This is a genomic window from Shewanella sp. SR44-4, assembly GCF_014163715.1.
In the GTDB taxonomy this organism is placed as follows: domain Bacteria; phylum Pseudomonadota; class Gammaproteobacteria; order Enterobacterales; family Shewanellaceae; genus Shewanella.
The window spans coordinates 23,459-36,060 of sequence record NZ_JACJDU010000021.1 but is presented as its reverse complement, the minus strand read 5'-3'; the positions used below and the strand labels follow the sequence as shown (position 1 = coordinate 36,060).

10 protein-coding genes are annotated in these 12,602 nt (G+C 42.0%); 3 read left to right on the top strand and 7 right to left on the bottom strand.

Translation table 11 applies throughout. From position 1 onward, the window contains the following. Positions 1-537 precede the first annotated feature (537 nt). The gene (locus tag H5125_RS11630) at positions 538-1,809 is read left to right on the top strand and encodes an MFS transporter (RefSeq protein WP_182744310.1); all 1,272 of its coding nucleotides are present in this window, start codon (positions 538-540) and stop codon (positions 1,807-1,809) included. A 128-nt stretch (positions 1,810-1,937) separates the two neighbouring features. On the opposite strand, the gene H5125_RS11625 is transcribed toward H5125_RS11630, so the two are convergent. From H5125_RS11625 to H5125_RS11610, 4 genes are all read right to left on the bottom strand, one after another. Then, complete coding sequence (locus H5125_RS11625) at positions 1,938-3,224, bottom strand: peptidoglycan DD-metalloendopeptidase family protein (protein WP_101088090.1); 1,287 nt, start codon at positions 3,222-3,224, stop codon at positions 1,938-1,940. Positions 3,225-3,536: 312 nt separating this feature from the next. Further along, a complete protein-coding gene (locus H5125_RS11620; RefSeq protein WP_182744309.1) occupies positions 3,537-7,235 on the bottom strand; it encodes an SbcC/MukB-like Walker B domain-containing protein in 3,699 nt (1,232 codons plus the stop codon). Then, positions 7,235-8,563: an exonuclease subunit SbcD gene (gene sbcD, locus H5125_RS11615; RefSeq protein WP_182744308.1), complete on the bottom strand. Its 1,329-nt coding sequence runs from the start codon at positions 8,561-8,563 to the stop codon at positions 7,235-7,237. Before sbcD ends, H5125_RS11620 begins: the two co-directional genes overlap by 1 nt. A gap of 106 nt (positions 8,564-8,669) precedes the next feature. Continuing rightward, positions 8,670-9,431 (bottom strand): TSUP family transporter, encoded by a 762-nt coding sequence (locus H5125_RS11610; RefSeq protein ID WP_041413055.1) that lies wholly within the window; start codon positions 9,429-9,431, stop codon positions 8,670-8,672. A gap of 297 nt (positions 9,432-9,728) precedes the next feature. Here H5125_RS11610 and H5125_RS11605 point away from each other — a divergent pair, with 297 nt between their 5' ends. Together H5125_RS11605 and H5125_RS11600 are read left to right on the top strand one after the other, a co-directional pair. Continuing rightward, the gene (locus H5125_RS11605) at positions 9,729-10,406 is read left to right on the top strand and encodes an SDR family NAD(P)-dependent oxidoreductase (RefSeq protein ID WP_182744307.1); all 678 of its coding nucleotides are present in this window, start codon (positions 9,729-9,731) and stop codon (positions 10,404-10,406) included. Between the two features lie 384 nt (positions 10,407-10,790). Next, entirely contained in the window at positions 10,791-10,994 is a 204-nt protein-coding gene (locus tag H5125_RS11600; protein ID WP_101088078.1) for a hypothetical protein, read from the top strand. Between the two features lie 108 nt (positions 10,995-11,102). Here the strand turns inward: H5125_RS11600 and H5125_RS11595 are convergent, their stop codons facing one another. The 3 genes from H5125_RS11595 to H5125_RS11585 are packed head-to-tail and all read right to left on the bottom strand — an operon-like array spanning position 11,103 to position 12,590. Then, positions 11,103-11,489, bottom strand: coding sequence for a ribonuclease E inhibitor RraB (locus H5125_RS11595; RefSeq protein ID WP_162022792.1), 387 nt, complete (start codon positions 11,487-11,489; stop codon positions 11,103-11,105). Between the two features lie 10 nt (positions 11,490-11,499). Next, positions 11,500-11,733, bottom strand: a complete 234-nt coding sequence (locus H5125_RS11590) for an RNA-binding S4 domain-containing protein (RefSeq protein WP_101088074.1) — start codon at positions 11,731-11,733, stop codon at positions 11,500-11,502. A 50-nt stretch (positions 11,734-11,783) separates the two neighbouring features. Continuing rightward, complete coding sequence (locus H5125_RS11585; RefSeq protein WP_182744306.1) at positions 11,784-12,590, bottom strand: SDR family oxidoreductase; 807 nt, start codon at positions 12,588-12,590, stop codon at positions 11,784-11,786. Positions 12,591-12,602: the final 12 nt, after the last annotated feature.

The following is a 12,602-nucleotide window of genomic DNA, read 5'->3' as shown; positions in this document are numbered from 1 at the left end:
CCACTGTTAAATCAATTCCTTATTCGATTTATTCTAAGAGAGTTTCATCATAATGACTCTTTTCAAATAAGCAGTTTGTTACAAAGGTTATGACTGGTAAACATTTCAATTTATATCATCTTTATTGAAAGCATTTATCACAATATTTAGAGTAAATATTGTTCGATTTCAGTGCAATGCTGCTCAGCATTGTACCGCTGTAAAACTAATCTAAACTGCAAAACCAAAAGCCATACTCTCAACGTGCTGATTTATAAAATAAAAAAATAATAACCACACTTGGCATAAATCTTCCTTTCATATTGTGTGTCAGTGAAATGTGTAAAACGCAGGTTACATCAGCGTTAACCAACGTCGTTTCTTGCAACAACATCGCCCAGTTCTGTCCCAAATAGTACGATAAGCAGCGTCACACGCGGTATTAATAAACTAAAACACGCTTTAATACCTGGGCAAATTCGGAGTTCATTACAATCAATCTTGGTTATTAGCTGTGTGAATTGGTGACGTATCACACACAAAACCTATTGGAGTGACATGTTAAACGCGTTAATCCCACTTTCAGCATTACTCATATCTAATGCATTCTTAATTCTTGGCCATGGTTTATTACTGACTCTGCTCCCCATTGCGGCGAGTGAATCTGGTTTTAGCGATACTCAAGTCGCTTTAACCGGATCGGGTTACTTTTTAGGATTTGTTTCCGGCTGTTTAGCCACACCCTATATGCTAAAACGAGTTGGGCATATTCGTAGCTTTGCTGTATTGGCAACATGTTACTCGGTGGTCATCTTACTATTTCCTTTATTACCCGTGTTTTATAGTTGGATGTTATTAAGGTTTTTAATCGGGGTGATGATTTCTGGTTTATATATGATCATTGAAAGCTGGCTAAACGGCACGTCAACAGCGAATAATAGAGGAACAATACTGTCTATTTATACCACGCTAAATTTAATCATGGTGATGTGTGGCCAACAACTGTTCAATTTAGGCAGCGAGCACGAATCGATGCTATTCGGTCTAGCCGCTATATTTATCTCTATCGCAATCATTCCGGTGTCACTGACACGTTCATCAGCACCTGCGGTGGTAAAACACGTTAAGTTGAATATGGCCAAGGTATGGCGGCACTCTCACGTTGCATTGATTGGAGCCGTGGTTGCCGGTTTTGTCACAGGTGCATTTTGGGCATTAGCGCCTATTTACGCTAAAGATAATGGTTTTGACAGTATTCAACTCGGTGCATTTTTATCTGCTACCGTCCTTGGCGGAGCTTGTTTTCAAGTACCACTAGGTAAGTTATCCGATAGGTTTGATAGGCGCAGTGTTTTGATGTTTACTGCCTTAGGTGGCTCCTTGGTGTCATTACTCTTCGTCACTCTGCCTTACGTAGTCACTACTTTTGGCGGTTGGCCAGCAGCAATATCAGCCTTTTTTTGGGGAGGGACATGTATGACGCTATACGCAATATGCTTAGCCCATGCTAATGACAACGCCACCGCTGAAGATTTTGTTGAAATAAGCAGTGCCATGCTTATCACTCTTGGGTTATCGTCGGCTATTGGTGCGCCGATGGCTTCACTTGCGATGGGATTATTTGGCGCCAAGGGTTTATATGCCTTTACCAGTTCATGTTTGGCGATTTTCTTCGTGATAGTATTATTAAGACGCCGCAGCCATATTGCCCCCTCAACACTTGCAACAAAAGAAAGTTTTCGTGCCGTCACCGATATGGCAAGCCCAACAGCATATGAAATGGACCCCAGAACTGAGATAGATCCACAAGCGGAAGCACTGCAACGATAAGTAACAACAAGGGACAACCGTTACCGCTAGTATTGAGCACTCTATTAAGTACTGTGATTTAACAACAAAAAATGCAGCCAATATAGGCTGCATTTTTATCAATCAGAGTTCGCTTACACGCGTTGTGATTAGCCTAAATCCATCATCATGCTACGGCTATGCACCAAAGCTTGAAACGCTTGTAGTTGCTTTTTAGGTAATACAGTAGCTTCTGCAATATTGGCTTTCATTGCGTCGATAGGACGACCATTTACAATAAACTCATAATGTAAGTGAGGACCTGTTGAAGCACCAGTATTACCCGACAATCCAATCGGTTGACCACGAGTGACACGTTGGCCTCTTTTAACTAAAAACTTCGATAAATGCAGGTAGCGTGTGCTGACCTTATTGTCGTGTTGTATCACAATATAGTTGCCTGCATAAGGATGTTTAGTCACCATAGTAACTATGCCATCTCCCGGTGCTACGACTTGCGTACCTATTGGGGTAGCAAAATCAGTGCCGTTATGTGGACGAATACGACCAGTAATTGGGTGTTTACGATTAGGGTTAAAGCGCGAACTTAAACGAACTTTTCGGTTAAGCGGAATACGTTGAAAAGCAGGCGTTAAACTTTGACCTTCAATGTCGTAATAATTGCCATCGACATTTTGAAACGCGGTAATGTCGCGACGGCCGGTATTAATACGAATGCCTTCAATCGATGTTGTGCCTGTTGGTTCACCTTCAACAAATTGGTCGTTAACTAAAACCGAAAAAGTATCACCTGCGCGCAACTCACGAGAAAAGTTTAATTTCGTTTTTAACAGAGTTTCAACTTTTTGAATTTCAGCGGCACTTAAACCAGCGTTTTTAGCCGATACATAAAAAGAGCCGTTAATTTCTCCGCCAACGATGCGATTTTGCCAAATGCCATCGATGTTAATGTCATTAACACCGTAAGTTCCGTCTTTAAAACGGGAGAATACTACTTGGTGAGCAGGGCTAAAGTACAGTTCAAGCTTATCAAGCTCACCATTAGCGTTGTCCCAAAATTGGATTCGGTTACCCGGCAGAAGTGTATCTAGTGCTAAGACTTCTAAATCAGCCTCAAGTACTTTATACATGGTTCGTTGGTCGATACCGGCTAATTCAAATAAATGACTTAAGGTATCACCACTTTCAATCACGCGATTTAAAATCGGTGAAATAGGCTTTACCAGCTTCAAAGCGCTATCTTGTTGAGCTATGTGTGGCAATAACGAATCTATATCGATTGCCACTGGAATACGTTGTGATGAAAACTCTTGTTGTGTTGGCCATAATAAAGCCGCCCCGACAACAAATACACTCGCTAGCAAGACTTTCTTGTGCAAGTTTGGCAAGTTCAATTGACTTACCGCTGGCCTTTGGAAGCCCATAATTTTACTCATTAGCAATGTCTAATCCACCCTAAAAGATGACGCTTTATATTTTTTATTTTTCTTTTACTGCAAATTGTTATTGCGATATTGGGCATAAATTCAGTTAACGCTATGCCTTCATGTCGTTTTTTATGGTGAATATGACCCAATATTTGATACTACGGCATCCGGTATAAACAGCTAAAAATACGGACTTTTGCACTCAAATTGCATATCAACGCTCTTTTATATCAAAAAATAATCATTTTACAAATATAAAATGATATTTAATTAATAATTAATTTGAACTCGATTACAGTAATCATGGGAGTTTGAGGCAGATCAAGACCCACTTACAGCAAACTCACCCTGCAATTTACTGATACCAAGACCGTTCATTTTAGTCACTTTTATCTGTACGTCGATCCGCTCTTTCATGGCTTCAATATGGCTAATGACACCAATCATTTTGCCCGAAGCATTTAAATTATCTAATGCGTCTAAAGCGGTATCTAATGTTTGGCTATCCAACGTACCAAAGCCTTCATCTAAAAACAGTGAGTCAATGCTCGTTTTATGACTAACAAGGTCAGATAATGCGAGCGCAAGGGCTAAGCTCACTAAAAAGCTTTCACCGCCCGACAAGGTTCTGGTGTCTCGCACTGCATCACCTTGCCAGGTATCGAGTACTTGTAGCTCTAAATCAACCGACTCTTTGCGTTCAAGTAAGTACCGGCCTTGCAAACGTTCTAGCTGCCTGTTCGCCAATGCCACTAAATGGTCTAAAGTAAGCCCTTGAGCAAACTTACGGAACTTATCGCCCTTTTGTGAGCCAATTAACGAATGCAGGTACGCAAGATCGTCGTAATCTTGTTGCATTTGAGCTTGTTCCGCTAACAGTTGCTGTTGCCCTGCCCGCTTATTGGTATCTTGCTCTAACTCATGACTTAAGCGCCACAGTGTTTGCTTGTCTTGTTGGTGCTTAGCTTCCATCGTTTGATATTGCAGCATTGTATCGCCGTGTTGAGTAATATCGTATCCGTGTTGCTCTGCCAGCTGCGCTAACTCCGTTTGTTTTGTTAAGGCTTGCTCAACTAACGTATTGGCTTTGACAATGTCGTTATCAAGTTGCAGTTTTAATTGCTGTAAGGTGTGACGCTCTTGTGGCGTCAATAAGGCTTGCTCAAATGATTGTTGATCTGCAAATGGACTTGATTGTAATGCCACTTGCCATTTTTCCTGCAACTGTTGTAACTCTTGAGTCGCCTTGGTTGTTTGCTGCGTTGTCGATTGCAGCTGTACTTGCAAACCAGCAAAATGTTTATCCGCCGCTTGCAGTTGTTGTTGAATTGAGACAAATACCTGCTGAGCTTGATCTACTGCGTGTTGGCTAAGCAGCTTTTCATCTTCAACCACTTTCTCTGCAAACACGACTTTACGCTTTGCGAGTACCGAATCGAGTTGCTCGTTAAGCGTAACTACTTGCTCAGTCACTTCCGCTAGCTTGGTTGCTATTTCAGTGGTGTGTAGATTGTTTGCGGTGAGTTTTTCTGCGGTGACACTGAGCTGCTGTTGGTTATCGATAGCCTGCTGCTGCGCTTCAATCCAACGCTCAAGTTGTTGTTGTAAATGATGCAGCCAAGTGTCGGCATCCTCAAGTCTCGGCGGCGTTAACCCTGTAGCAATAATGTGCGAATCCAGAGCGCTACTCAGTTGCTGCAGTTGCTTGTTAACAGATTCAATTTGCTGCTGCTGACTCACTAAACCTTGGGACAAATTATCGAGCTGCTGTTGCAATAACCCTTGCTGATTAATTAATACTGCCAACGCTTGTTCTGCTTGAGTAGCATTATGCTGATGTTGATGTAAGGTTTTTTGGCATTGATTAAGCTGGCTTATCGTTTGGGCAAGTTGCTGCTGTTTGGCTTCTGACTGGGCAATATAATCAGTTAGTTTATGTTGTTGCTCCTCATGTAATTCAAGCGTTACTGCAAGCACCTGAGTATGTTGTTGCCACTGTTGCTCAGTTAATTGTAATTCAGTTTGCGCTAGGCTCAATTGCTTGAGCGAATTGTCATGGTTAACTTGCAACGCCGTTTGTTGATTTTTAAGCTGCTCACCTTGCTGTTTAATCGCATCAAGTTCAATTTGTAGTTGCTGCATTCTTTGCTCGGTAACAGACACATTCAATGCTTCATAACGCTCAACTAACGGGTGCTCTGTCGAACCGCACAATGCACAAGGCTCACCGGCTTTAAGCTTGGCACGCTCTAAGGTTAAATTGGCTATTTGCTGTTCTTGCTGCAATATGGTTTGCAGATCTTTTACTTGCTGATTTTTTTCACTCCACTGGGTTCTTACCTGCGAAAGTGAATGCGCTAAAGCCTGTAAATCAGTGTTAAATTGCACCGATTGACTGCTTAATTGCTGGCATTGTTGCTGCTGACGCACATAGTGACTAAATAGCTGGGTTAACTGATAACGCCCAGCTTGCTGCTCGACCAGTTGTTGGTAGACATGATTAATCTGACTTTCGTCTTGGCCGGCCAATAATGCCGTTATTGCTTGCTGGCTGTCGGCTTGTTGAGCCAACGCTTGGGCGACCGTCGTTTTGGCAAGCTTAATTTGTGGCGAAAGTTCAGTTAACGTTGTTTGAGTTTGCTCGATATTGTGTTGTTGCTGAACTCGTTGAGTGTCAAGTTGGCTCAACTGCTGGTTTAATTGCAATACTTGGCTATATTGCGTCTGCCAAGCCGCAAACTTTTTGGCCACTTCTTGGCCTTGTGGCAAACTATCAAGTTGTTGCTGTATGTCTTGCTTTGCCGACGTGAGTTGCTGTTGCAACGCCATCAACTGTTGCTGTTGCTCAATCGTTTTGTGTTGTTGCTCAGCCGTTTGCTGATGGCTTAATCTGACCTGAGACAACTGATAGTTCAATTGGCTAATGTGTTGGTCTAACGGCAACACCTGTTTGTCGATAAGATTAAGCAAATCTTTGTGTGCTTGATTGGTTTTATCAACGCCTTGCTCAGCTTGCGTTTGCTTGTGGGTGTGCTGTTGCAGTGTTTGTTCAGCTACACCAACCTGTTCCGTTAACTGTTCAATCTGTTCCGATAATACTAGGGTGCTTAACTGGGCTTTTTGTTGCTGTTCAAATAGAGGCTGGATTTGCTGTGCTGGCTCACTATGTTCAAGTCGAGTTAGTTCATCGCTATGTTGCTGTACGCGAGACAGTGCTAGTTGCTGTTGAGCCTGAACGTTAACTAATGTCTGCTGCGATTGCTCAGTATTGTCCGCCCAGGTAATAAATTGGCTTAATTGAGCTAATTGCTGTTGATCGATCACAAGCGCCTGATTGAGTTGTTCAATCTGTAGTTGCTGCGCCACAACTTGTTGTTGATCAAATAACTCAACACTGCCAAGCTTAGCTTCAAGCACTTTTAGGTTAGTTTTGGCATCAGAAAAATGCTGATGCACTCGCGCTGAAATTAAGCTGTAAATTTCAGTACCCGTTAGCTCTTCCAATAGTTCTGCGCGCTCATTGGCTTCGGCATTTAAAAAAGCGGCAAACTGGCCTTGTGACAACATCATCGACTTAGTGAAACGAGCAAAGTCGAGTCCGGTGATTTCTTCAATTAATTCGGTTTTACGTTTTATCTGACTGGCAAGGATTTTACCATCACTGAGTTTAGCCAATTCGACTTGCGCATCTTGTAAATTGCCATCGGCTTTGTCGCGCGAACGACGCTGACTCCAAAACGCTCGGTAAGCGACACCTTTAACTTCAAATTCAACTTCAGCTAAACATTCTGCAGTGCCACGAGTCATTAACTCGTTGGTGGTTTTAGAAATATTACTTAACCGCGGTGTACGATGGTAAAGCGCCAAACAAATCGCATCGAGAATGGTGGTTTTACCTGAGCCTGTAGGACCTGTAATAGCAAATAAACCGTTTTCAGCAAATGGCGATTGGGTGAAGTCGATTTTCCACTCATTTTTAAGTGAGTTAATATTTTTAAAGCGAAGGCTTAGAATTTTCATTATTGCTCACCCTCGGTTGCACTTTTTGTTGCAACGGCTTCTGTCGACGTTTCTTGTAACACATGGCTCGCAGCCGTTTCTTGACTGTTTCGCTCAGACTCCACTTCGGCATACACTTGGTTAAAGCGTTGCTTTATTCGTCCTAACTGTGCCTGTTGCGATTCACTCTCAAACTCTTCTTGCGACAAACGTCGCCCAAATACCTCGTCGACGCTGAGCTCAGATAAGGTTTCATTATCGAGCTGCTTAATGTGTTGCTGTCGTTGACTACGGGCACGCTTTAACTGCAATACTTCAACCGCTTTGTCTTGAGTCATGTCGGCAATGCGCGATTGCAAATCAGACAAATAATCTTGTTGTGACACTTCAATGCTCAACCAAGTCATTTTTGCGGATTCTGCTTGCAAAGCAAATGCGCTTATCTGCTGTTCAATGCTATCTAAGTCGCCTTTTAACACCTGCATCGGCTGGAAAACTGGCACCATTAATGCTGTGATTTGAGATAATTTGGCATCTCTAAATTCGACCAAAAACACCGATTTATTAGTGGCATTATCTGCCGCGAGTTCATCAAAACTTAACGCTATCGGTGAACCGCTGTAACGAATATGTTCAGATTTCGCCACCACTTGGGGGCGATGAATATGACCTAATGCAATGTAGTCTGCGGCAGGAAACAGCGCTGCATTAAAGGCATCTAAACTGCCAATATAGATATCACGCACGGATTCTGAAGTACTTGCACCCACTGTGGTTAAATGACCTGTCGCAATAATGGGTACTGGCGTAGTAAATGTATTATTGAGTTGTTCAGCTTGCTCAAAACAGCGCTGATACAACTCGCTAATGGCATCACCCAATTTACGTTGTTTATCAATTGATGACTCACCTGATTCACTTAGCACCACATCACGCGGGCGTAAAAAGGGTAAACCACATAAAATAGCACCCACTTCACCTTGGCGATTTTTGAGGGTAAATACATGCTCTTCAACATGCTCGAATGCACCTGGAATAACCACAGTATTTAGGCAAGCAAGGAGATTTTTAGATTCATTCAACGTCGACACAGAGTCATGATTACCGCCCAATAAAATTAGCTGGCAACCTGTTTGTTGAATTTGAACAATAAATTGATTGTATAGCGTACGGGCATAACTTGGCGGTGTGCCAGTATCGAAAATATCGCCCGCGACAATAAGCGCATCAACTTGGTGGATGTTGATTTGCTCAAGTAACCACTGCATAAAGGCCTGGTGCTCAGCTGCGCGACTTTTACCATAAAAATATTGGCCAAGATGCCAATCTGATGTGTGAATAATGCGCATAACATCCCTTCAATAAAAACAAACACGTACACCACATAATGCTGGCGTTAATAAACCCAAATTATCGCTACTATGATCACATGTACCGCGATCACATGCACTGCTATCACATATATTGCGACCACAATAATTTGCCGCTCATGCCCAATGACATCACTACCACCAAAGGTTTAATGATTTTAACGCCTTTGGTCACCACTAAACGTGAACCTAACGTAGCACCAATTGCTTGGCCTACCAGCATAATTAATCCCAATACCACTGCGACTTGACCACCGATTAAAAAGAAAATTAACGACGCAATGTTAGTGGCAAAATTGAGTAGCTTTGCATGCGCGGTTGCCTTGGCCAAACCAAAACCAGCCAATGACACAAATGCTAAGGCAAAGAAACTTCCAGTACCGGGGCCAAAGAAACCATCATATAAACCAACGCCCAATGCGGCAGTAAAGGCAAATACACTTGGGGTGAGGACTTGTTGGCGATCTTGTTCACTTATTTTTTTAGAGAATAAAAAATAACAACCAATGGCTAGAATTAAAAATGGCAGCACGACCTCCAATAATTTAGCGTCGATCATTTGTACTAATATTGTTCCAATTGATGCACCAATAAAAGCGCATATCAACGACAGTTTGATACTGCGTAAATCAACCATCCCTTTACGTACAAAATATAAGCTCGCAAAAAAGCTGCCACCGCACGCTTGCAGTTTATTAGTACCCAATGCCGCTGCTGGAGGTAACCCTGCCCACATTAATGCGGGAATGGTCAGTAAGCCTCCGCCGCCAGCAATCGAGTCGATAAACCCCGCAACCAGAGCAACAAAAAATAAAATAACCGCGAGTTGGAGCGTGAGTTCAAGCATGGGGAGTCTCGTTATTAGGAATAGCGTGAAGTCGGCTGACATAATATAAGGCGTTATTAGACAATCTTTATCGTCAAAATACAAAGCGTTCTGTGTAATTTATTCAGCTTTACCCAACTAATTTCAGCTTGGGCTAATAAACACTGACCAAATAACGTATTACCCATTAATAAGCTTATATTGACTTAAACATCAGATTTGAAAATCGATTTGAGAAATGGACTACAACCGCTTTGCTGTTCACTTAGGCATTGTTATAGTAGTCGGCCTAGTAAATATTGAGCTGAAGGTTTTATTATGATTGTTATTACCGGCGCAAGTAGCGGCTTAGGTGCTGCACTAACACAACTGTATGCTGCAGAAAATCAACCGTTATTGGTGACAGGTCGCAGTGAGCAAAAATTAGCAGGTGTAATGGCTGGCCTAACTCAACCAGAGCAAGCTAACGTACAAACTCACACAGCAGACTTGTGTGTGGCCGAAGATGTCAGTGCATTATTTTCGCGTTTATCAGCGCCGCCAAGCAAGGTTATTCATTGTGCTGGCAGTGGTTATTTTGGCCCTATCGAACAACAAGCACATGAAGCGATTAATCAGTTAATCCACAACAATCTCACTTCAAGCATTCTAGTGCTGCGTGAACTTATTAGTCGCTATCGTGATCACAACCTTACTGTAGTAGTCGTGATGTCGACCGCAGCGCAAGCAGGCAAAGCAAATGAGTCGACTTACTGTGCCGTAAAATGGGCCATAAAGGGATTGGTAGAATCGTTACGATTAGAATTGAAAGGCAGCCCGATGAAATTGATTGCGGTATATCCAGGAGGAATGGCAACGGACTTTTGGCAAACCAGTGGCAAAGACATTAATACATCAAGCTTTATGACGGCAACAGAAGCCGCCACCATGCTCAAGCAAGCCTTAATAGCGACAGAACATGGATATGTCTCTGATATCACCATTAACCGAGGTTAATATTCCATAAATTAGTTAACCTAAAATAGAACGAACAGTTTATTATCCCAAGTTAGCTATTCGTGATGTTCTTAAGTTTAGGTTTATTTGGATAAAAACGGTTTGGTTGACCAGTACCAGCAATATATCCACCCAGCAGGGGCAAAAATGAGATTTAACACAAGAGCGTAAAAACCCACCAAGGGTAAATTTGTGGTTTTCCCCTTGGCAAATCTTAAGGTGAAGAACACCACAACTAAGGTTAAAACGAAAATAATTTGGCCAATCAATGTGCCATTTAACTCCATGATTACACCCTTTAACCATCAAACCCGTTATGCTGAAATAGCAACGACGCTAAGCTGATGATACATCTCATATTAGATTATTGATAAGGCTACTACAATGTGTAAAAAAATCATCGTAATACTGATATCGTTTAGCTTTATTCTATCTTTGTCCGCCTGTGCTGAATTAAAACAGACTGGCAAAGAAATCGGTCACACCACAAAAAAAGTGACCACAGCTATCGGTCACGGGACGCGCGATACCGTTAAAGCTATTGGACATGAAACCAAAGAAGTCATTAATGAGATAAAAGAAGACTAAACTACGTCGCTTTGTATAATCAAAAAGCCGTTAATGCTGGGCATTAACGGCTTTTGTTCAATTGAATAATTCAATCTATAGTGAAGACTATGTTAGTTGCTGGCAATGTTAGTGCTTACAATGCTCAGTGTGAACATGGTCATCATCTGCAAATTCATTATCGCTGGCTTGGTTTTGCATCACGCCCCAACCATCAGAAATACCGTCAAACTCTTTGGCAAAGTTATTTAACTCAGTTTCTTTAGCCACAAGCGTTGCGTATTCAGGTACCATTTGCAGGCAAACAATCACTTCCCACTTGGTGCTTTCTTCATCAAAGTTAAGCTCAAGCTCACCTTGGAGGTCTTTTTGGCTTAATGCTTCTAAGGCTGACTCGGCATCACGTTGATCGTCAAACACCAAGAAGAAATCGACTTCTATTGATTGAGTAAGGTCAATACCGGCATCTGCCATTGCAGCCAACATTTGGCCATTATCATCTTCTGGGAATTGCATTTATCAATCCTTACTGTGCAGGAACAATTTCAATTGTCGCGCCATTGAACGAAACGACATCGCCAACAACACACTTTTTACGTTTACGAGTATCAACTTCACCGTTGACGGTAACTTGACCTTCGGTAATGACATGCTTTGCTTCGCCACCACCGTTCACTAAACCGAGTACTTTGAGTACTTTGTACAGTTCTACGAATTCATCACCTTGAAGTAATGCAAACGCTTGAGTTTGAGTCGTCACAATAATCGCCTTTTAATCAAAATATTCTGGCTATTATAGCCTATGCCAGTTTAGCAAGCATCAAGCATTTTGAATGGATTATTAAACGCATATGTAAACCCTAACTGATGACAGATTAACTGCCCATCGATAGTTTTATTGGGTTGTTGTTGTTGATTAAATTCTGGCGCACTTAACCCAAGATGTTCAGCGGCAGCAACATAAAACTCACCACGAGTAGGATGAACGTTTGCAGCAAGATTATAAATAGCTAAAGTATCGTTGCGAGAAAGAATTAAGCTAACAGCAGCAACACAGTCATCTAAATGCACCAGATTAACCGCAACATTGGCGCCACTGACATCCGTTTTTCCGGCAAAAAAACGTCCGGGATGTCGCTTAGGTCCAACCAAGCCTGAAAATCGTACAACACAGCTATTTTTCATAGCTGAAAACATCGCTTCTGCTTGTAATAATGTACCACTGGTATCATTAAAAGCAGCAGCATCTTGTTCGGTTACAGTTTGATCTAGCGAAGGATAAACCCCAGTCGTACTGATGAAAATAATTTTTTGATATTGGCGTTCACCCATCAAGTTTATTAACCGAGTTAAATAGCCAAGGTAATCAGTTTCGCCTCGTCTAAGTCCCGGTGGTATGTTAATCACGATAGCGTCTGCATCGAATAAAGACGAGTTTTTTGCTTGGTTAGTCACATTTGCCAAATCTAACTGATAAGCATCAATACCGGCTTGCTGTAATTGGACTAAATCCTCAGGGTGACGTTTTGAAGCCTTTACCTTAATACCTTGCTTAACTAATTGTGTCGCGAGCGGCAAACCGAACCAACCACATCCGATAATAGTAACTGTATTCATGTATTCTCGATA